The sequence below is a fragment of the Flavobacterium sp. HJ-32-4 genome, assembly GCF_022532105.1.
GTDB lineage: Bacteria > Bacteroidota > Bacteroidia > Flavobacteriales > Flavobacteriaceae > Flavobacterium.
Window position 1 is genome coordinate 1,335,264 of sequence record NZ_CP092832.1, and the last position, 21,610, is coordinate 1,356,873.

Genomic DNA, 21,610 nt, shown 5'->3' on the forward strand with positions numbered 1-21,610 from the left:
CGCAAAACACAATAGTACTAAAATTATTTAACACAACATCGATTGTTATTATCGCAATAGTTTTGGCTCAGTAAAATACACATCCAAATGAAAAAAATCCTCCTTTTGGCACTCCTCATAGCAGGTAGTGCAAGCGCACAAGACAGCTTACCGGGCCATATACAGCGCGGGTTCAGCCTATCGCCCATTTCCCGTAAGGTAAGCCGTGTCGACGGATGGGTGCTGGGCGTCGGCCATTATCGCAGTAAACTGATCGAACGGCAAACCGTAAACGGCCTCAACACCGAATTGAGTCCGACCGGCGCGGCCTTCGTACTCGCCGGGATCGTTAGGGTTATGTACCTGAGCAAACGGGGTGAAATTCCCATCATTGACAGCCTTCCGGCGGCGGCGCCAACGTTTATCCGGGTCAATGGAATCAATGTAAGTACGGGTGGATTTATCGAAGAAGGTGCGGAGGTGCGCGGACTCAACCTCTCGACCGCTACCCTCCTGAACCGGATGCAGGGTGTTTCCGTATCGGCACTTGCCGTTGGAGCAGTTCGGGTAGACGGATTCACCATCAGTCCGTTCTCCTCCATCCGGCACCTGAACGGAGGCTCTATTTCCCTCACCAACAGCGCCTGGGAGGTACGGGGCACGCAAATAGGGCTCCTCAACATGACCCGTGAATTGCGTGGGCTACAGCTGGGAGCCATCAACTCAGCCCGTTCGTCGCGATATGGCTTCCAGATTGGGCTGATCAACCGCACCCATCGCGGGTTTCAGCTAGGCTTGTTGAACATCAATAAAAAACGGGTACTACCCCTCTTAAACTGGTAATCGCATGAAAAAGATCATTTGTGTTTCGCTATTGCTTGCCTCCCTGATAGGATCGGCACAGGCCCGTCCTTTCCTGTCGCCCACCGAACGTGTATATGTCGAAGCCGGAGGGTACATTCCGCTTGACGGCCTAAAAGACAAAATCCAGCCGTCTGTGAACTTCGGATTCTGGTACCGCGCCGTCCATTTCGAGCGCGAATCACTCGAGATTGGTTTCAACCTGACGGTTCCGGAAAGCGTGGGCAACTTCCAGTATATCCATCGCGACAGTATCTTCAACAACCGCATCCGTGGACTCGGCGGCACCATAGGTATCCGCTACTCGGCACGGATGGATTTCTTCGAATCTCCGACCACCGGCATGGAATGGTATTCGACCCTGGGCTACGGCTTCCTGACGTACCGATCACAGTTTGTAGGCTATACCGATCCCTCTGCTCCCTTTCAAAAGGAACGATACAGCAAGGTGTTCAGTACCATGTCAATCGGACTCGGGGTACGCTGGTTTTACAAGAATGTAGGTGTACAGGCGGGTTACCAGTGGACACCTTACTCCTGGTTTTACAAAGACTTACCGCGCGATTTTGGAAGCGGCGCGTTGTTGGTAGGGATTGTATACAAGCAATAAGAAAAGCCCGGCGTTAAAACCGGGCCTAACCAACTTATAATCTGTAACTAAATCCGAATTGAGCTGTGACCCACCGGGGTCGGAAGGTGGTGTCGCTTTCGAGCGTCTTAAGGGGGTAACGGAAGAGCGGCGTTACCTCGGCGCGCCAATGCGACCCGATTTTATAGTATACCTGAAAACCTGCGTCAATACCCGAAGTGGTTTTCAGGAAGTTGTTTTGACCTCCCAGAGAAAACGTTTGGGTTCCCGTTGCCGAGACGACTAATTCATTGCGGTTGTAGCGCATCAGGGCTATGCCGAGTAGTGCCTCCACCCCGAGATTGCGGTCTAGTAGCCGGTAGCTGAACGTGATGGGAATCTCGGAGTACCGGATTTCCTGGTCAATGGTAACCGTCTGGGCATTTACGAATCGTTCTTCGACATCCATAGGCGACATTCCGGCAGCCAAATCAATGCGACTGTAGTCAAGGAAGCGATTATCACTCCCGACCCCCGAGATGTGGGTTTGGTACGCCAGGTTTACCTGTGAGTAGCCAATCTGGATACCAAAACGGCCGTTGAACTTCCACTTCGCAAACAAGCCGAACGAATGGCCTGCCTTTCCCTTGCCCGAGAAGGTAGCGGCATCTGAGAGAGGCGAGGCGTTCCCGAAGGATGCCATTACGTTTGGGCCATACCAACCGCCCACGTAAAACTCATACTGGGGCTTGGGTTCCTCTGCAGCTTTGGATTCGTCTTTTTTGACGGTTTTCTTTTGGTTGGCGGTGCTGTCTGCCGTCGGTGTTGTGGCAACGGAAAGGGAATCACTGGTGGGAAACAGCAGTTCCCGCCCGAGACTTCCCGTCGGATTCGGCTGAAATGCGATGCCTTTGGCCTCTTCTGCCTGTCCGAACGCGTCGCGGGAAGACGCCATTCGCTTTTTAGCAAAATACGATGTAAAGCGCGTCGGAGGGTGCATTCGCGTACGCCGGTGATTTCGGTGCACCGGCCCTTTTTTAGTAAAGGAAGGACGAGACGACTCGACGGAATGGGCTTTTTGGGATGCCGTTACAGTAGTCGTGTTGCCTGACGTCGGTGCCGACCTCTCAGGATGCAGGGTGTTTGGATCACTAGGGTCTACCTTTCCATCCGGATGTGATACGACGGGTTGTGATACAGAAGGGCGTACCGGAGCCGATTTTTCGTCACGTCGTTCCCAATTGTCGTTACTCTCGACAGCATCCCCGGTGAAATACGTAACGCCAAAATACCCCACCAGGAGCATTGCCGCCAGTCCCGGCCACCAAAGCCAGAACACGCCGCGGCGTTTTTTCTTTTTTTCAAGGTCGGCCTCGATACGAGCCCAAACTTCGTCAGAAGGCGTTTGGTCGAGGTCTTTCAGGCGTTCGCGGAAGGCGCGACCGATATCTTTTTTATTTTCCATTGCTCACCTTTTTAGGGTTAATGGGAGTTTGCTGTAACTCTCTTTTCAACAAAGCCTTGGCCTTGTGTAGGTTTGATTTTGAGGTGCCCTCTGTAATATCCAGCATTGAGGCGATTTCCTTATGCGAATAATCGTCCAACTCATAAAGGCAGAATACCAGCCGGTACTGGTTGGGAAGACGTTGCACGAGTTCCAACAACCGGTCAAGCGACACGTCCATCTCGTCTTCATCTACCGTGGTGTCATCCGGGAGCTTGTCAGGCAGGGCGACGAGTCCAAAGGTTTTGCGGTAACTGTCAATTGCTTTGTGGATGGTGATCCGTTTCATCCATCCCTCAAACGACCCTTTGTTTGCAAAGCTTCGGATGTTGGTGAAGATCTCGACGAACGCGTTGTGCAGGTTGTCTTCGGCTTCTTCCAGGTTGGCGCAATACTTCAGGCTGAGCGCGAAGAGCGTATTTCGGTAGCGTCCATAGAGTGCTTCCCGCGCCTTTCGGTCGCCGTCCATACAGCCTTTTATGATGTTATCGAGATCCAACGGAAGCAGGGGTATCGTTCGGTAAATCGGAAATGCGTGTCATCCCTCTTAAAAGTAATGGATTCCGCGCACATGCACGCCCGATGTCGTCTTATCTTCAGCGCTCATCACATTGGTCGTAGCGTCCAGCACAAAGGCAGTAGCACCCGTAGCGTCGGTGGCCGACCAATAGCGTCCGTTCAACTCATTGGGCAGTAGCGGCACAAGGGCGTCCCGTATAGCCTGGAGTTCCGCTTTGGAAGGAAGAAACCAGCGATGGCCGACATCCGCCCCAAATAACAATACTTCCCGTGCAGCCACGGTTCCGTCGGCGGTAGGGGAACAGACGGAAGGCGTAGTGTAGAAATCGACCAGCGCCCCATGCATCCGGGCAATATCGCCGCTGGCCCATTTTCCGGCACCCATGCCGTCCTGTAATGCCTGCGGAATCGCCAGGATGTTGCATCCCCATTGCGCGGAAGGTAGGTCGCTTTCCATTATCTCAATATACCGCCATCCCTCGCTATACGAACCTTTGTCATAGCATACCAACCCTCCCTGCGGACCGACGGCGCCAATCGAATAGGCCGTTTCGGTTTCACAGGAACGACTTAGTTGTATCAACTGGTTTCCGTCGCCGATACGGATAGTATCAGGCGTGACGATGACAGGTGCGTCGATTTGCCAGTAGTCGGCTAGGGCTGAGGTGCCGCCGAGATAAATGTTCATGTGGTAGTTGTCGTTTACGAAAAGAAACGTCCACGTACCCTCATAGGTTTCGCCATTGTAGTAAAAGGTTAATGTCCCGTCGGGATGGGTCTGGAAAACACCACCTACAAACCCATTGCGACCGCCTTCTACGTAATCGACGTTCCAGACGCAGGGTGTGGGCGGACAAAACAATCCGTTGCAATACCGGATGATGTCGTCACGGTTGCAACTGTCGATCGCCGCCTTCAACTCTTCGTTGTTATGGATGGAAAAGACGCTGCCGTCTGCTAGTGTGGTCGAAATCGGATAGCTGATACTGATCGCAGCGTCTGTAACCAGGTTGCCGAGGAAAGCACTGAAATCAGCGTCGCCGACAATCTGGTCTTGCGCCACCGGATCGAGATCACCATCATAGGTAATGACGGTAAGGGGATAGACGAAGTCAATGCAGACGATGTGCTGTAACGGGTCGGTGTCCTCGTTGCTGATCTGGCTCACTTGCGTAAACAGGACGTCCTGCTGTGTGATCACATTGTCAAAGTCGGGGACGATGGTGTCGGCCCGTAGGGTATCATCGAGGTCGGTGCATCCCGCCAGGGCGAGAAACAGGAAGGGGAGGTATCGTTTCATGGTAATTTAAATTGCGTCATACGCGATATAAGCGCCTAAAAGGCCGTATTCATAGTCAGGATCGGAGGCTTGTCGGAAGAAATCATAACTCACCCAGCAGTAACCTTCGTTGCCCCAGTCGGTTCCCCATGAGTTCACCACCTTGAACGCGGCCAGGTCGTCGTCGTACCCCACCACGAGCATGGCGTGTGAGCCGACAAGTTGCGTGCTGTCGCAATGGAGGTACACGAAGCGGTTGTCGGCATCCCGGGGTGTGGCCGCCCGGAACGACTGGTCGAGTTTCATACCGATGACCACCGGCATCTGCGTAGCGATCATCGCCTTTACGACATTGCGGGTTGTGAAGGAACCGGTTTCCGCAAGCGGGTAGACCGCGTAATAGTCACTAATTTTATGGGCCTCGGCCTCGGTTCGTGCCACGCTTCCGGGCTGGTAGGTGCATACGGAAGGGTTGTACGGAAAATACGCCCATGTGCAGGCCCCTTGTGCTTTCAATACATGGAGTGCGTTCTCGATGCAGGTGCCCACATCGCAACCGCCGGCTTCTTTCGCCTGGTTATAAACATACGCCGGACTCATCACCTGGTCGAAGGTGGTAAACACATGGCCATATTGGATTTTTTCCTGATAGCTTTTTAGGTAATAGGTCGTGGCCCACGCCACGCAGCTTCCCTGCGCCCCCTGGCTTCGCACGGGCGGCATATCGGCACTGAGGTCAAACAGCACCGGGAGGTCGGGCGGAATCTCAAAAACCGGTAGCGGCAGCGCGGGCTCGGTAATGCTCGCGCAGCCTGCGTCATTGAGGCCACAGTTTTTCGGGTCGTTTTGTGCAACTTCCGTCTCAATAGGCGTTTCGGGATCGATGGGTGGATTTTCTTCCTCCGGCTCCGGCTCCCAGTCAATCGGATTGACGTTATCGGGTGGGCGCGTGCGGCTTCCCACGGGTTCGGTTTCACAGCTTAGGGCTGAAAATGCGATGAAGATGGCAACCAGGAGACGTAGTTTCATATGACCTGTTTTAGCTATAGTCGACCACAAAGCAAAAGGTTGCCTCAAAAAAGAAACCCTGCTCCGATAGAAGCAGGGTTTCCTGAATTAACCTATATATATAACTGGTACTATTCCTGTGTTTCGTCGTTGTGTGACTCACGGGATTCTTCTTGGTCCGGGCGTGGTTCGCGCGGCGGACGGTTGTCATCACGACGTGGCCCACGGTCATCACGACGCGGTCCGCGATCGTCACGGCGGGGTCCACGGTCATCGCGACGTGGTCCGCGGTCATCGCGACGCTCCGGGCGCGGTGCATTCTCATCACGAGGAGGGCGTGGGAGAAGCGCCTTACGGGAAACACGCTCTTTCTTCGTCTTCGGATCGATACCCATGAATTTCACATCAAGTTCATCACCCATGTTGACCACATCGGTTACGTTCTCCGTGCGCTCCCATGCCAATTCTGACACGTGCAGCAGGATTTCGTTACCCGGCGCGTCGAGGTATTCCACTACCGCACCGAAGTCCATGATCTTGATGACTTTCACGCGGTACGTCTCACCGATTTCCGGTTTGAACTTAAGCGCTTCGATCTTGGCCAGAACCATGTCGATACCATCCTGGTCGGTACCGAGGATTTCGACAACACCCTGGTCGTCGACTTCGTTGAGTACGATGGTCGTTTTCGACAATTTCTGGAGTTCCTGGATATTCTTTCCACCTGGTCCGATGAACGGCCCAATGTATTGGCTTGGCATGTACGCCATGATGATCTTCGGCGCATTTGGTTTCAGTTGCGGACGTGAAGCTGGGATGGCCTCTGTCAGCTTCTCCAAAATGTGAAGACGTCCGGCACGTGCCTGTTCCAACGCCTGCTCCATGATATCATAACGAAGTCCTTCAATCTTAATGTCCATCTGGCAGGCCGTGATACCGTCAGCGGTACCCGTTACTTTGAAGTCCATGTCACCCAGGTGATCTTCATCCCCAAGGATATCCGACAATACGGCCCAACGACCGGTAGCATCGTCTGAGATGAGTCCCATGGCGATACCCGATACCGGCTTCACCATACCAACACCTGAATCAAGAAGCGCCATCGTGCCGGCACAAACAGTGGCCATGGAAGACGATCCGTTTGATTCAAGAACTTCCGATACGATACGGATGGTATAGGCACAATCTTCCGGGATCATGTTTTTCAACGCCCGTTGCGCCAGGTTTCCGTGGCCTACCTCACGACGTGACGTACCGCGTAGCGGACGTGCCTCACCAGTTGAGAAAGGAGGGAAGTTGTAGTGCAGGTAGAAACGCTCTTCACCTTGCTCAGATGGTGTATCGATGATGTTCGCTTCGCGCGATGTACCAAGGGTGACGGTCGCCAACGCCTGGGTTTCACCCCGTGTGAAGATAGCAGAACCGTGGGTGCGTGGCAGATAATCGACCTCACACCAGATCGGACGGATGTCGGTTGTCTTACGTCCGTCAAGACGGATGCCTTTTTCAAGGATGACGTTACGGACGGCCTCTTTCTGTACTTTATACAGATACGTGCTCACCAGGTCACCGTTCTCGGCAAGTTCTTCTTCGGTGAACGTCGCGATGACCTCCTCCTTAACGGCTGAGAATTTCTCGCTGCGCTCCTGCTTGGACGAACCTTCAAGTGCAATGGCGTAGTACTTGTCGTAAGCGGCTTCTTTCACGCGGGCATAGACGGCCTCGTTTGACTTGTCACCTTCGTATTCGCGCATCGCTTTGCCAACAGCCGCACGCATGCGTTCCTGGGCGGCAACCTGTACCTTGATGGCGTCATGGGCGAATTTGATGGCTTCGACCATTTCCTTTTCGGAAATCTCTTTCATCTCACCTTCTACCATCGCAACAGAGTCGGCAGACGCACCGATCATCATGTCGATGTCAGACGCTTCGAGTTGTGACGGACTAGGGTTGATGATGAATTTACCGTCAACACGTGCCACACGCACCTCTGAAATCAGGGTTGGGAAAGGCAGGTCGGAAACAGCGATGGCAGCAGAAGCGGCAAGTCCGGCCAGTGAATCCGGCATGACTTCCTCATCGTGTGACATCAATTGGATCATTACCTGCGTTTCGGCATGGTAATCATCCGGGAAAAGCGGACGGAGCACGCGGTCCACAAGGCGCATGGTCAATACTTCCTTGTCGCTAGGACGCGCTTCGCGCTTGAAGAAACCACCTGGGAAACGGCCTGAAGAGGCGAATTTCTCGCGGTAGTCAACGGTGAGCGGAAGAAAATCCACTCCAGGGTTTGCAGTTCTTGCGGAGACTGCGGTAGCGAGCAGCATGGTGTCACCCATACGCACTACTACCGATCCGTCGGCCTGTTTGGCCAGTTTTCCGGTTTCGATCGAGATGGTCCTGCCATCTCCCAAATCGATAACCTCGGTAATAACATTTGGAATCATAAATCCTTTTGTTGATTAAACAGTGGGTTTTTGTTTGTTGTTGTAGTTGTGTTGTTGTAGTTGCAGACCCAATGAAAAACCAAAACTTTTTTTGCGCCGGATTCCAAAACAAAAAGAGGCGCGCGGGCGCCTCTTTCGGTCAGATTATTTCCTGATGTTGAGTTCTTTGATGATCGCGCGGTAGCGGTTGATCTCGGTGTTCTTCAGGTAGTCAAGGTGGCTCCTTCTTTTACCTACCAACTTTACAAGGGCACGCTCGGTGTTGTAGTCGTGGCGGTTTTTCTTAAGGTGCTCCGTGAGGTGGTTGATCCTGTAGGTGAACAGCGCGATCTGCCCTTCTGCTGAACCGGTGTTGGTCGCAGCGCCTCCGTGCTTGGCAAAAATTTCTTCTTTTTTCTCTTTAGTCAAATACATGCTAATATTCTTTAAATGATTATTATGTAGTGCTACGTTTTTCGTACACGGGTGCAAAGGTAGTATTATTTTTTGGATAGGCAAGAGGACTGAGTCGAAAGTCGAAAGTCAAAAGTCGAAGGTCAAAAGTCAAAAGTCGAGAGTGGGAGTGGTGGAGGTAGTGTATAGACAACATAAACCACGGCGCACGTGGCGTCGGTAATGGGGATGAAGGTAAGATTGGGTTGGCTTATCGGAACAACTTCGCGATTTCCGCGTTGACGAATTCCAGGAAACGCTCATCCTGCTCGGTAAAAGGGTCGGCAACCTCACTGTCAATGTCGATCTGCCCGATGTTGCGTCCGTCTACAAACATCGGCACGACGATCTCCGATTTGACGGTCAGGCTGCACGCGATATAGTTATCCTGCGCCGTCACATCCGGAACTACGAAATTCTGGTTCGACACCGCTACCTGTCCACAAATGCCCTTCCCAAAAGGGATAACCGTGTGGTCGGTCGGCTCACCGGCATACGGCCCGAGAATCAGTTCTTCCTTCTCACCATTGCGGAAATAAAAACCGACCCAATCGTAATAGTCGATGTTGTCGCGCAACAGGTGGCAGATTTCAAGTAGCTTATCCTCGCGAAGGATGTTGGTATGGTGCAGAATATCCTGTACTTTTGGCTTCAGTTCCTCGAATGTCATGGCGTCTTTTTTCGTCGTGGCGCGCGGCGCCTGGTTTTCTTTACAAAGGTAGGACACCCGTACGGCGCAGGATGATAGAAAATTGTTAAATGTCATGCAGACCCTGTTTCGCCAATACCGCCCTTTTTTGCTGTTCCTGCTGAAATTTCTCGGGGTCTACATCGTGTTGACCCTGCTCTACCAGCTTTTTCTGGGGTCGTATGACGAACGTATCCATGAAATCGACGCCATGACCCGCCTGGTTTCCGAACAGGTGGTGGGTGTCTTGCAACTGTCAGGATATGACGCGTCGATGCTGCCACACGAAAGCGAAGCCTCTTACAGGGTGTTAGTGGGAGGGAAGACTGTCGTACGCGTGATCGAGGGATGTAACGCCATAAGTCTCATGATCCTGTTTACGGCCTTTATCGTGGCTTTCGGATCGACTTTCAAAAAAACCGGGTTGTTTATTTTGGGTGGACTCGTCCTGATCCATCTCTTGAACGTGGCCCGCATTGCCCTGCTAACCATCGGCATCCGAACGTATCCCGAATCGCAGGCCCTGATGCACGATATCCTCTTCCCACTCGTCATCTACGGCACCATCTTCCTGTTATGGGTACTATGGATCCGAAAATTCTCGCCCCATGCCCGGAAAAAAGCGTAATATCATACGTATCGTACTTGCCGTCCTGCTGGTAGCGGCACTCGCGGCCATCCGCCTTTTTGAGCGCTCGTTGTTCTATGACCCGTTCCTCGATTTCTTTCATGGCGAATACCAGGGTAAGCCGCTTCCGGAATACGCTTCCGTTCAACTGGTACTCGGACTGACGTTTCGATATACCCTTAATATGGTCGTGTCGCTGACCTTGCTCTACGTCCTGTTCCAATCCGTATCCAAGCTACGGTTCGCCGCCCTGCTGTATGCCCTGCTGTTTGTAGTGCTGTTTATCGCCTTTTGGATCGTACTGCAATGCTTCGACCACAACCTCCTGGCGCTTTTCTACGTGCGGCGCTTCCTGATCCAGCCGCTGTTCATCATCCTGTTCATTCCGGCGTTCTATTTCCAGGACCGCCAGGCAGCAAACGGCGAATAATCCGTATCTTTGCGTCATGACCCGCAAAACGCTCGCTTTACTGTTGTCGTTTGTGCTCTTGGCCACCCAGACGAGCCTGGCGGTACGCGTGCATTATTGCGGAGGGGAAGCGGTTTCTGTAGCCGCCGGTTTCCACCTCACAGGCGGTGGTTGCGGCATGGAGCCGGACACAGCATCCGGCTGCGCTACCGGGTCTACACTCGAAAAGAAAGGATGTTGCGACGAAACCTCCGTCCAGCTTAAAGTCAAGCAAGACGCACCGACTATTGCGAAAAGCGGTTTCGGTGTCGACGCCATCCTCACTACGCCCACACAGCCGCCATTACGGTTCCAGCATCCGGTGCCGTCTACGGTCTACCGTATTCCAGCCTTCCGTTGTGAAGCGCATGGCCCCCCGTTATTTATCCTCTACTCTTCTTATCTCGTATACGCCTAGGGCATCGTTGACTCGGACCTTTTTCCTTGTTTAACGATACACCACGTATATGCATTTCAAACACTATGGGCTACTCCTGGTGTCGACCTTTGCCATGGCGCAGGATCCTGTGACGGATTCCCTCCAGGAGGTAAAAGTCGAAACCAGCCGCAAAAGCCTCAAAAAAGCACTTACTGCCACGGCGAATACAACCGTGATGTCGAGTCGGGAATTGCTCAAAGCCGCCTGCTGTAACCTCGCGGAAAGCTTTGAAACCAACCCGGCCATCGACGTAAATTTCCAGGACGCACTGACCGGCGTGCGCCAAATTCGTATGCTCGGACTCGCGAGTCCGTACCTTGCGGTCACCGAAGAGAACATCCCGTTTGCGCGCGGCGCCTCGCAGGCTTACGGATTGTCGTTTACGCCCGGCACCTGGGTACACAGCATCCAGGTGACCAAAGGCGCCGGCTCGGTTATCAATGGTTTTGAAAGTATTTCAGGCCAGGTCAACACCGAACTACTCAAACCCATGGACGACATCCCGTTCTTCGCCAACGTCTATTCCTCTTCCGATGGTCGATTCGAGCTCAATACGCACTTCACCCGTCGGCTTTCCCCAAAATGGAGCAGCAGCCTGTTGGTGCACGGGAACGCCCGTCCGTTTAAGACCGATATGAACGACGACGGCTTCCTCGACAACCCGCTGGCACGGCAGGCGAATATCGCCAGTCGTTGGCAGTACCACGATCCGGAAACGGGTTGGGAAGGATTTGCCTCCATTCGCTATCTCGACGATAATAAGGTCACCGGAGAAACCGGGTTCGATCCCGATCGTGATCGCGGCACCACCCACCATTGGGGATCTGAGATACGCACCCGCCGCCTGGACCTGTCCACCAAAACAGGATACGTATTCCTGGATATGCCCTACCAAAGTATAGGCTGGCAGAATGCCTTTTCGGTGCACGACCAGAATTCCTATTTCGGACAGAATCTGTACAACCTCACCCAGCGGAGTTTTTATTCGAACCTGATTTTCAGTTCCATCATAGATAATACCCGACATAAGTTTACCACCGGGTTGAGTTTCACGTACGATCACTATAATGAATACGTGGTTGTGCCTCAGATTGATGAGAATTTCGACCGTATCGACAATTCCGTCGGCGCCTTCTTCGAATACAATTTCAATAACGACGACAACTTCAGCCTGATTGCCGGATTGCGCGCCGATGTCCACAACCGCCTGGGGGCTTTCCTGACACCCCGCCTCCATGTGCGCTATGTGCCGTGGGAAAAAGGGGTCTTGCGGGCCTCTGCCGGACGCGGACGACGCGCCGCCAACATCTTCGCTGAAAACCAACAGCTGTTTGCCAGTGCAAGAACGTTTGATTTGATGGGCAATGGCGGCAAGTTATACGGACTCAACCCGGAGGTCGCCTGGAACTACGGCCTGAGTTTCCAGCAACGGCTCTCCCTTTTCGGGAAGCCGTCGGAAGTAGGTTTCGACCTTTACCGCACCGTGTTCGACAACCAGATAGTGGTGGATATGTATGGTAGTCCGCAAAGCGTCGCATTCTATGACCTTCAGGGTCGGTCGGATGCCACCAGCCTGCAGGTCGATTTTGACAGCGAGCCAATCCGGCGATTGAATGTCCGCCTGGCGTATAAAACCTATCAGGTGCGCACGGATTTCATGTCATCGGGCTACCGCCAGAAGCCCTTGCAGCCCCAACAACGCCTCTTTGGGAATATCGCCTATGAAACCCCCGATCACGACGGGCGCCGCTGGAAGTTCGACGCGACCTACAACGCCTTGGGCGCGCAGTGGTTGCCCTACACCGGAACCAACCCCCAGGCAGACCGGCTTCCCAATCGCGTGGCAGGCTATTCGCTCGTGCATTTTCAGGTAACACGGGTGTTCTCGGGCGCGTTCGAGCTGTATGCCGGCGGCGAAAATATCGGGAATTACCGCCAGCAAAAAGCCATACTAGGGGCGGATGATCCGTTTGGCCCCACCTTTGATGCCTCCATTTCGTATGCCCCTGTCTTCGGCCGGATGTTCTATGCCGGCCTTCGTTATAAAGTACTACAAAAAAACAAATGATATGAACAAGTATGTAATCCTATTGGTAATGGTGTTGGCCGGTTTTTCCGCCCAGGCACAACAAAAGAAAAACAAGAACGCCCGATACGACGTCGAAGTCAACGGTAATTGCGACCAGTGCAAGAAACGGATTGAGAAAGCCGCACTACGGGTCGACGGCGTGAAAATGGCTATCTGGGATATAGAGAGTCACCGGTTGGCGCTCATCCTCAACGAAGAGAAGACCACGGTTGACGCCGTGGAACAAGCCGTGGCGAAAGCTGGCCATGATACGGATCGCCACCGTGCCACCGAGGCCGATTACGAAGCCTTGCACGGGTGTTGTAAATACGAACGCAAGCCGGAATAGTCTTTCCCAAATCGGACTAACTTCGATTGCCGTTGCCGTAAATAATGTGTAATTTCACGCACGATAAATGCATACCCTTAAATAACCCTTTCTCATGTCCGATTTTAACTGGAAAAACCTGATCAACCCCGAATACTACATTCTTCTGGAAATAGGGGGCGTCAAAATCGGATTATGGATTGTGTTGTTTATCGTATTTGCCGAGACGGGGCTCTTTGCCGGATTCTTTCTTCCGGGCGACAGCCTCCTGTTCCTGACGGGTATCTACGCCACCGAGTGGATTGACGACCTGGGGAACCACCGCCCCGGCCTGATCGACCAGATTTACCACATCGACAGCGATTTGCTCAACGTCACCGTTCTGGCATCGTTGGTCGCATTGGCGGGTGTGTTGGGCAACATGACCGGCTATTGGTTCGGATCGAAAAGCGGTTATTACCTCTACAAACGGCAGGATACCTTCCTGTTCAAGAAGAAATACCTGATACAGTCGAAAGATTTCTTCGAGAAGCATGGCGGACGTGCCATCATTTTTGCGCGCTTCCTTCCGATTATCCGGACGTTCGCGCCGATTGTGGCGGGTATTGTCAATATGGACAAGAAGAAGTTCATGTTCTATAACGTCGTCAGTTCCGTAGTATGGTCGTTTAGCCTGATATTCGCAGGCCACTACCTCAATGATTATTTGATGGAGCGATTCGATATCAACATGAAAGACCACATCGAACTCATTGTAATTGGATTAGTGGTCGTTACGTTGGCCCCCGTCATCATCAAGTTCGCGCGGAAACTACCCGAACAACCGAAAGACGATACACCTCAAAATCCGGATTGATTCCGGATTTTTTTATGGGATATCAAACCGCTCGCAAATCAGGCTTCCGTCAAATGTGAATCCTTCCACATGCAAGGTCGAGGGCATGCGGTAATCGGGTATTGAAAAGCGAACCAAGCCCGATGTGTCGGTAATAAAGGTTCCGATCCAGGAAATCACCCCGAAATTATGGAAGCCCTCATCGGAGGTCGAGATAAGCTCGGGATTGTGGAAATCGTGGATACGGGCAAATCCGCCGTTTACCGCAAATTCCTGTGCGAACGAGGCAGGTCCGGATATCTTTGGTTTTTTCCGATAGATGCGTATCACCCCTTCATTGTTGGTAACCGACGGAACGATGGTGTGGGCATTGGTGTAGATTTCATCGATTTCATCCATCGTCATACCCACGAGCACGTCATATGTCATCTGTCGGATATTGTCGATATACAGCACCGGCGTTCGCGGAGCGCCATTTATCGTGCTGACACCCCGGGCTGTGATGGTAACTGATATATTGTCGTCGACAACGTTGAAGCCCCGCGTTTCGAGAAAGGTCGTGACGCGCTGCGTGGCAGTGGGCGGCACCTTATAACCATTCAGGTCGTGATGCCCGGGCCAATCCTGTCGCTTCAGTTTATTCGTGTTTTTGACTTCCGTCTCGGCTAGTTGCACAAAGTTCTTGGCAAATTTCGGTATCGCAACGGATTCTGGCGTCGGAAACAACGGGCACTCAGAAGGTGCCGGGCGAAAGGGCTTTAGGCAGTTTCCTTTCATTCCGACGATATGGGCCGAAAACTTGAAGGGTTTGGGTTCAAATCCGGGCACTTCCACCAAATAGAGTTTCACCGAAGTCGAGTCGGTGATGACCATATTGGGAAAAGCGAAGTCGTTCTTTTCGCCAATATCAGAGAACTCCTGTAACAACGCGGTAATCGAATAGAGTTTCATCTTATATTTCCCCCGATCTTTCAGTGGCTGTGACAGGTTGCCGGCGATGGTTTGGCCTTTTTCAAATTCGAACTTCTCCACCGGCGGCATATCGATGATGTCCGACCAAGCCTGCCGTGATCCAGGCTGGGCAAGCAAGGCCAGATCGAGTTCGTAGTGTCGCCCTTTTGAATATTTTGAAAGGTAATAGCGGCCGTTGGTAACCGGCAGCTGCACATACGGCTGGAAGTAGAAGGTACTATACAGGTCGTGGTTTTCGTCGTAGGCTTTGGAGTCGACCGGAACGGCTGAAACGCTGAGGTTGGCATCCGTAAAGTGGTGCCCTTCGAAATTCATGACACCATCCTTAGCTGCCTGTTTTTCTATAGTAGGCGTCGAACGCACCACTGGATACCGGAACACCAGTCGCTCGGCCCACTGTTTCCGTTCGGAGTCGATGAAACGGGCCACATTGACGCCTTCCTGCAACAGGCTGTCCTGCAAAATCAATTGCGCTTCCGTTTTGGAATCAGGGAAAGGAACATCCACGATAGTCGACTTATCATCTTGTTGGAGCACCAGAAAAAGCGGTTTGGATCGGAGGGAAGGAAGCAGCGAGGGATGCGGACGGACCTTCACAATGACTTTCCCTGGCAGCGTGAAATTATTGATGTCAACAGCGATACCACCTGCTTCCGCAACCGGAAAAGCCGCTTCACCCGATTTGTCACCCGAAGAAAAACGCACGCTCATACCGTTCTCCGGAACAAGCGCGACCTTCGCGAGTCCGAAGCGGTTTACCGACGATTGCGCAACCGCCTGTCCTTTGGCATCAACGACTTCTACCTGCCCGCTGCTAAACGGCGAGCCGTCGCAGCCTGTGACGCGGATGCCGATCGTATTCTGTACGCCCGCAACCCATGTGCCTCCTTCTGCAAATAGTTCGACCTTAACATCAGCAAAATGATCCCGCTGCGGTGCCCGTCCGGTCTGCACATTAATCAATTCAATGGGGAAAACAGACGTTTCATCTTCCCTGAAATTATTCATCCAATTGGTAAAAACCTGGATGTAGTAGGAGCCGCTCCCCCAGGTAGGTTGCAGCGTAAAATTCCCTTGAAAACTGCCGTTTGAGGCGAAAAATAGCTTTTCGGCTACGACCTGTCCGCTCTCATCCAGCAGGCGCGCATGGATGTTCGTGGTAGCGTAATACGGTTCTTTGTTCTTGCGGTTGTATACATATCCTTTGAAGAAAATCTCTTCGTTGGTAAAGAACACGGACTTGTCGAAATGAAGGTGGATGGTCTCCCGGTCAAGGGCGAAATACGACGCAATCGTCTTGGATAGGGCTTCTTTTTGGGACGTCGTGTCCTGGGCCGACAGCCATAGCGGTAACAGGAGGAAGGGTAGCCACAGCACCCTGCGCATCGGAAAATTCATACGGAATGTTTTCGGTTGCCATAAAGCTATATTTTTTTCTGATACAAAAAAGAAAGGAGGACAAATTTGTCCTCCTTCCGTTAGTTTCTGGGTGAATTCGGGTTACATCATACCCGGCATTCCACCGCCCATCGGCATGCCGCCGCCTGCATTCTCTTCTTTGATGTCTACCAAAGCGCACTCGGTCGTAAGGATCATACCGGCTACCGAAGCCGCATTTTCCAACGCCACACGCGTTACTTTCTTCGGATCGATGATGCCCGCTTTCAGCATGTCGACATATTCGTCACTCTTCGCGTTGTAACCGAAATCGTCTTTGCCGTTCAATACCTTGTCGACCACCACAGATCCTTCAAGACCTGCGTTCTCAACGATTGTACGCAAAGGCGCTTCCACCGCACGCGATACGATCTGGATGCCGGTCGCTTCGTCTGCATTCGAGGAAGCAAGCTCTTTCAACACCGATTTCGCACGCAGCAACGCTACGCCACCACCGGCTACGATGCCTTCTTCCACCGCAGCGCGTGTAGCATGGAGGGCGTCGTCAACGCGGTCTTTTTTCTCTTTCATTTCCACCTCCGAAGCAGCACCTACGTAAAGTACGGCTACACCGCCTGCCAGTTTCGCCAAACGCTCCTGCAGTTTCTCACGGTCGTAGTCCGACGTGGTCACTTCCATCTGCGCCTTGATCTGGTTCACGCGGTTCTGGATCAGGTCGGCTTTGCCCGCACCGTTCACGATGGTCGTATTGTCTTTGTCGATGCTCACTTTCTCAGCCGTACCCAACATGTCGAGGGTCGCGTTTTCAAGCGTATAACCGCTTTCTTCCGAGACCACCGTACCACCGGTCAGGATGGCGATATCTTCCAGCATCGCCTTGCGACGGTCACCGAAACCAGGTGCTTTTACAGCCGCGATTTTCAGCGCGCCACGAAGCTTGTTCACCACGAGGGTAGAAAGGGCTTCGCCGTCTACATCTTCCGCGATGATCAAAAGCGGTTTTCCCGATTGGGCAACGGGTTCAAGTACCGGAAGGAGTTCTTTCAACGACGATACTTTCTTGTCATACAACAGGATGTACGGACGCTCAAGTTCGACTTCCATTTTCTCCGGGTTGGTCACGAAGTAAGCCGACAGGTAGCCACGGTCGAATTGCATACCTTCTACTACATCCACATACGTGTCGGTTCCTTTGGCTTCTTCTACAGTGATCACACCTTCTTTGCCTACTTTTTCGAAAGCAGAGGCGATAAGGTCACCGATGATGTCGTCGTTATTGGCAGAGATGGAAGCCACCTGCTTGATTTTCTCAGAAGAGCTTCCTACTTCTTTCGCCTGTTTGCCAAGGTCGGTTACGATCGCTTCCACGGCTTTGTCGATGCCGCGCTTCAAATCCATCGGATTCGCGCCGGCGGCAACGTTTTTAAGGCCCTCTTTTACGATCGCCTGTGCCAGTACCGTAGCAGTCGTGGTGCCGTCACCGGCCAGGTCGTTGGTTTTGGATGCCACTTCTTTTACCATTTGGGCACCCATGTTCTCGAGGGTATCTTTCAATTCGATTTCTTTTGCCACGGTCACGCCGTCTTTGGTGACGTTAGGTCCGCCAAAGGATTTGCCGATGATGACATTGCGTCCTTTAGGGCCCAGTGTCACTTTCACTGCATTTGCCAATGCGTCTACGCCGCGCTTGAGTCCGTCGCGGGCTTCGATGTCGAATTTTATTTCTTTTGCCATGATGTTATACGTTGTTTTTTTGGAGATTAGACGATTGCCAGGATGTCACTTTCCTTCATGATGAGGTAATCCTTGTTGTCGAGTTTGAGCTCGGTGCCGGCATACTTTCCGTATAGCACGGTGTCACCGACTTTCACGGTCATTTCGTGGTCTTTGGTGCCGTTTCCGACGGCCACAACCGTACCTTTCTGTGGTTTTTCTTTTGCCGTGTCAGGGATAATAATGCCCGATGCCGTCTGCGTTTCCGCTGCGGAAGGCTCGATCAGTACGCGATCAGCAAGTGGTTTGATGTTTACGCTCATAAGCAATGGTTTTATGATTAAATAAGGGTTATTATACTACTGCCCCCGCGCCTGACCACAATCGTGCCAAGCGCGTTTGTCCTGACAAAATGGTAAAAAAAATGCCAACATGACACCATGTTGGCATTTTCTGATGTCGTGTGAGACTTATTTTTGAGCTGGAGCAGGCGTTTCAGTCGTGCCCGCCGGAGCAGCCGGTTTTGCAGCCGGTGCATCGCTACCGTTGCTTTCAGGAGCCGGAGCCTCGGTTTGGTCTTCTTCTGTTGCTACCGGAGCGCTTGATTCGAAGAACATACCCGATACCAAAATCAGGGCCACCAAAATAGCACCCAGCGTCCAGGTACTTTTATCAAGGAAATCGGTTGTTTTCTGAACGCCGCCCAATTGCTGGGAACCGCCGAATGAAGAGGAAAGTCCGCCGCCTTTCGGGTTTTGTACCATCACCACCAGGATCAGGAGGAAACAAACGAAGACGATCAACACTAAGCAAACAGTAAGCATCTTATATCGTATTTAATTGGAATTCTGTTGTAAAGACCGGATGTCTGAAATTCGGTCTGCAAATAAACTACTTTTTTCCGGATATTTCAAAATTAAAATTTCGTACGCCTGAATGGCCTTTTCGTACTTCTTTTGCTCGAGGTACACACGGGCCAGCGTCTCGGTCATCAGCGACTGCGTGTCGGTTTCCGATGGCAGCGAAGCCGCCACAGTGCCCGGTTCGTCCCGCTTCGGCACAATCTTCGGATTGCTTTCGATGAACCGGTCGATCAGGTCGAGTTTCCGTTTGCGCTCCTCCGGTATCGGTGTCGCTTCGGGCTCCGCACGCCGCTCGATCGGCTTGATCGACGTCAGTTGCAGCCACTCCATAAACGAGTGTTTCTCCTGTTTCGAGAAATCAAGTGGCTTCCCGATCCCCAGTTTTTCCTCCGCGTCGACCGTCGGCAGTTCTTTCCGCGTCACCGCAATGCTCGTCCGGATGGATTGTTCCAGCGTATCCACATCCATATCCGCCCGTCTCAGCTTCACTTCCTCGCTGTCGTTCACCACGATCTCCGCAATCCGCGCCGCTTTTTCCTGGTCAAACGCGTCCTGCAGGCTCTCGAAATTACCCGACGTGATGAAGTCGAACAACACCCCCCGGTCATGCGTATACGCCGCCGTGGTTTTCAGCGCCTGGTTATACCGGTAGCTGTCCTGTGCATACAACCCTTTCAACTGCAGCGCCCGCGCACTCTGGAAGTACGGGAATTCGCGTACCATCTCCTCCAACTCGGCAAGTTGCCGGTCGCGAAGCGCCGTAGGGCGTGAGAGTAAAAAGGTGTATTCCGCTGTGTTCATCCTACCACTTGGCGAGGGTGTCGTTGAAAATATCCTGGGTCAGTCGGTCGAAAATCTCGTCGATATAAGCCGTCAATTCGGCATTGCTTGGCTGCTGCGAGCCCGGGAAGTCTCGGTAGAAACTATAGCGCTTCTCCTGCGATTCCTCTTCGTTCTTCTTATTGGTATACCGCACGTTTACGGCGATCGTCAGTCGGTTTTCCGCTGCACGCTGGTCCGCCGTAGCCGACATCGGCGTAATGCGATAGTCGACGATTTCCCCCTCATACACCCGGTCGCCGTTCGAATTCGTCAGCGTCAGGTTCGTCTGGTTCTGGATGAGGTCCTGCAGTTTATTGGTGAACGTCCGCTCAATGCCCGGCTGCACCAACTCCGAATTGTTCTGGAAATAGTTCACCTGGAACGAGCCACTCATCGGTTTCGCCCCGGTAAAATTATACACGCCGCAGCCACTCAACAGGCCGGCGCTCACAAAAAGGAAAAGTAATTTCAGTGCTTTCATTCGTGTTGCCAAAGTACGGATTTATCCGAGATCGAATTGCTTGATTTTGCGGTAAAGTGTGCGTTCGGAAATGCCCAGTTCATCCGCAGCGGCCTTCCGGCGGCCACGGTGGCGTTCGAGCGCTTTTTTGATCATCTCGATCTCTTTCTGCTCTAGTCGCAGCGGTTCCTCTTCTTCAATGGCCTCGGCAAAGAGGTAGTGGTCGTCGGCATCGTCGTCGGCATAATCCGTGTGTGCCGCATTCGTACTGGCGGGCATCACCACCGGATGTGCATGTTCTTCAAACGCCCGCACCTCGGCATGCTCGGGTTGGCCATAGATTTTCTGAATAAGCCCCTGATGCGCTTCCTGCACCTTCGCACCGCCGTTTTTCATTAGCTCGAGCGTGAGTTTCTTCAGGTCGTTCAGGTCATTCTTCATGTCGAACAACACCTTATATAATATCTCACGTTCCGTACTGAAATCGCTGTCGCTCTTGCTTCCCGGAATCACCGAAGGCAAGGCGCTCTCCGCAGGCAAATACGACAACAGCGTGGCACCCGTGATGTCGCGGTTGGTTTCCAGCACCGACAATTGTTCGGCTATGTTCCGCAACTGCCGGATGTTCCCGCCCCAACGGTAGCGCTGCAACGCCTGCACGGCCGAATCATCCAGCCGGATCGGCGGCATTTTATACTTATGTCCAAAGTCGGAAGCGAACTTCCGGAACAGCAAATGAATATCTTCTTTGCGTTCGCGCAGCGGCGGCAGGGTAATCTCCACTGTACTCAAACGGTAGTAAAGGTCCTCCCGAAACCGGCCTTTCTCAATCGCCTCGCGCATGTTGACGTTCGTTGCCGCCACGATGCGCACATTGGTTTTCTGCACCTGCGACGAGCCGACCTTGATGAACTCGCCGTTCTCCAGCACCCGCAACAGGCGCACCTGTGTTGTGAGGGGCAATTCGCCCACTTCATCCAGGAAAATCGTGCCGCCATTGGCCACCTCAAAATAGCCTTCCCGCGTGCCGGTCGCGCCGGTAAACGCCCCTTTTTCGTGTCCGAACAATTCGCTGTCGATCGTGCCTTCCGGTATCGCGCCACAGTTCACGGCAATATATTTGCCATGCTTGCGGTGCGACAGCGAGTGGATAATCTTCGGCACGGCTTCCTTCCCCACACCGCTTTCCCCCACGACCAGCACCGAAATGTCGGTCGGGGCCACCTGAATCGCTTTCTCGATGGCACGGTTGAGCTTCGGGTCATTCCCGATGATTTCGAAACGTTGTTTTATGGCTTGTACAGATTCCATGTTGGTTCAAAGTTGTGGCAGAAAACGGTTGTCGTTCCTC

The 21,610-nt window shown here is 52.7% G+C and carries 22 protein-coding genes; 8 read left to right on the forward strand and 14 right to left on the reverse strand.

The window, feature by feature from the left end; translation table 11 throughout:
- Positions 1-87: 87 nt before the first annotated feature.
- Both MKO97_RS05420 and MKO97_RS05425 read left to right on the forward strand, forming a co-directional pair.
- Positions 88-822, forward strand: a complete 735-nt coding sequence (locus tag MKO97_RS05420; RefSeq protein WP_241105046.1) for an LA_2272 family surface repeat-containing protein — start codon at positions 88-90, stop codon at positions 820-822.
- A gap of 4 nt (positions 823-826) precedes the next feature.
- Positions 827-1,450, forward strand: coding sequence for a hypothetical protein (locus tag MKO97_RS05425; RefSeq protein WP_241105047.1), 624 nt, complete (start codon positions 827-829; stop codon positions 1,448-1,450).
- A 34-nt stretch (positions 1,451-1,484) separates the two neighbouring features.
- On the opposite strand, the gene MKO97_RS05430 is transcribed toward MKO97_RS05425, so the two are convergent.
- The 7 genes from MKO97_RS05430 to MKO97_RS05460 form a co-directional block, all read right to left on the reverse strand.
- Positions 1,485-2,873 carry a hypothetical protein gene (locus tag MKO97_RS05430; RefSeq protein ID WP_241105048.1) on the reverse strand — a complete coding sequence of 463 codons (1,389 nt, stop codon included), beginning with the start codon at positions 2,871-2,873 and terminating at the stop codon, positions 1,485-1,487.
- A complete protein-coding gene (locus MKO97_RS05435; protein WP_256463651.1) occupies positions 2,863-3,411 on the reverse strand; it encodes an RNA polymerase sigma factor in 549 nt (182 codons plus the stop codon). The genes MKO97_RS05430 and MKO97_RS05435 overlap by 11 nt, the downstream gene beginning before the upstream one ends.
- A gap of 48 nt (positions 3,412-3,459) precedes the next feature.
- Positions 3,460-4,731, reverse strand: a complete 1,272-nt coding sequence (locus tag MKO97_RS05440; RefSeq protein WP_241105050.1) for a hypothetical protein — start codon at positions 4,729-4,731, stop codon at positions 3,460-3,462.
- Positions 4,732-4,737: 6 nt separating this feature from the next.
- Positions 4,738-5,739 (reverse strand): C1 family peptidase, encoded by a 1,002-nt coding sequence (locus MKO97_RS05445; RefSeq protein ID WP_241105051.1) that lies wholly within the window; start codon positions 5,737-5,739, stop codon positions 4,738-4,740.
- Positions 5,740-5,849: 110 nt separating this feature from the next.
- Positions 5,850-8,165, reverse strand: a complete 2,316-nt coding sequence (locus MKO97_RS05450; protein ID WP_241105052.1) for a polyribonucleotide nucleotidyltransferase — start codon at positions 8,163-8,165, stop codon at positions 5,850-5,852.
- A gap of 144 nt (positions 8,166-8,309) precedes the next feature.
- A complete protein-coding gene (gene rpsO, locus MKO97_RS05455) occupies positions 8,310-8,579 on the reverse strand; it encodes a 30S ribosomal protein S15 (RefSeq protein ID WP_241105053.1) in 270 nt (89 codons plus the stop codon).
- A gap of 229 nt (positions 8,580-8,808) precedes the next feature.
- Positions 8,809-9,267: a GAF domain-containing protein gene (locus MKO97_RS05460; RefSeq protein WP_241105506.1), complete on the reverse strand. Its 459-nt coding sequence runs from the start codon at positions 9,265-9,267 to the stop codon at positions 8,809-8,811.
- Positions 9,268-9,361: 94 nt separating this feature from the next.
- Between MKO97_RS05460 and xrtF the strand changes: the two genes are divergently transcribed.
- The 6 genes from xrtF (at position 9,362) to MKO97_RS05490 (ending at position 14,052) form a co-directional block, all read left to right on the forward strand.
- On the forward strand, positions 9,362-9,913 hold the full coding sequence (gene xrtF / locus MKO97_RS05465) for an exosortase family protein XrtF (protein ID WP_241105054.1): 552 nt from the start codon (positions 9,362-9,364) through the stop codon (positions 9,911-9,913).
- Positions 9,894-10,343, forward strand: coding sequence for an exosortase F system-associated protein (locus MKO97_RS05470; protein ID WP_241105055.1), 450 nt, complete (start codon positions 9,894-9,896; stop codon positions 10,341-10,343). The genes xrtF and MKO97_RS05470 overlap by 20 nt, the downstream gene beginning before the upstream one ends.
- A 16-nt stretch (positions 10,344-10,359) precedes the next feature.
- Positions 10,360-10,779 (forward strand): hypothetical protein, encoded by a 420-nt coding sequence (locus MKO97_RS05475; RefSeq protein ID WP_241105056.1) that lies wholly within the window; start codon positions 10,360-10,362, stop codon positions 10,777-10,779.
- A gap of 49 nt (positions 10,780-10,828) precedes the next feature.
- Entirely contained in the window at positions 10,829-12,868 is a 2,040-nt protein-coding gene (locus MKO97_RS05480; RefSeq protein ID WP_241105057.1) for a TonB-dependent siderophore receptor, read from the forward strand.
- 1 nt (position 12,869) lies between these two features.
- Positions 12,870-13,217 (forward strand): heavy-metal-associated domain-containing protein, encoded by a 348-nt coding sequence (locus MKO97_RS05485; protein ID WP_241105058.1) that lies wholly within the window; start codon positions 12,870-12,872, stop codon positions 13,215-13,217.
- 94 nt (positions 13,218-13,311) lie between these two features.
- Positions 13,312-14,052, forward strand: a complete 741-nt coding sequence (locus MKO97_RS05490) for a DedA family protein (RefSeq protein ID WP_241105059.1) — start codon at positions 13,312-13,314, stop codon at positions 14,050-14,052.
- A gap of 12 nt (positions 14,053-14,064) precedes the next feature.
- On the opposite strand, the gene MKO97_RS05495 is transcribed toward MKO97_RS05490, so the two are convergent.
- From MKO97_RS05495 to MKO97_RS05525, 7 genes are all read right to left on the reverse strand, one after another.
- A complete protein-coding gene (locus tag MKO97_RS05495) occupies positions 14,065-16,401 on the reverse strand; it encodes a hypothetical protein (protein ID WP_241105060.1) in 2,337 nt (778 codons plus the stop codon).
- A gap of 102 nt (positions 16,402-16,503) precedes the next feature.
- Entirely contained in the window at positions 16,504-18,135 is a 1,632-nt protein-coding gene (gene groL / locus MKO97_RS05500; protein WP_241105061.1) for a chaperonin GroEL, read from the reverse strand.
- 26 nt (positions 18,136-18,161) lie between these two features.
- Positions 18,162-18,437 carry a co-chaperone GroES gene (groES, locus tag MKO97_RS05505; protein ID WP_241105062.1) on the reverse strand — a complete coding sequence of 92 codons (276 nt, stop codon included), beginning with the start codon at positions 18,435-18,437 and terminating at the stop codon, positions 18,162-18,164.
- A gap of 147 nt (positions 18,438-18,584) precedes the next feature.
- Complete coding sequence (gene secG / locus MKO97_RS05510; RefSeq protein ID WP_241105063.1) at positions 18,585-18,938, reverse strand: preprotein translocase subunit SecG; 354 nt, start codon at positions 18,936-18,938, stop codon at positions 18,585-18,587.
- A 12-nt stretch (positions 18,939-18,950) separates the two neighbouring features.
- Positions 18,951-19,778 carry a tetratricopeptide repeat protein gene (locus tag MKO97_RS05515; protein ID WP_241105064.1) on the reverse strand — a complete coding sequence of 276 codons (828 nt, stop codon included), beginning with the start codon at positions 19,776-19,778 and terminating at the stop codon, positions 18,951-18,953.
- Position 19,779: 1 nt separating this feature from the next.
- A complete protein-coding gene (gene lptE / locus MKO97_RS05520) occupies positions 19,780-20,280 on the reverse strand; it encodes an LptE family protein (protein WP_241105065.1) in 501 nt (166 codons plus the stop codon).
- Between the two features lie 21 nt (positions 20,281-20,301).
- Positions 20,302-21,570: a sigma-54-dependent Fis family transcriptional regulator gene (locus tag MKO97_RS05525; protein WP_241105066.1), complete on the reverse strand. Its 1,269-nt coding sequence runs from the start codon at positions 21,568-21,570 to the stop codon at positions 20,302-20,304.
- Positions 21,571-21,610: the final 40 nt, after the last annotated feature.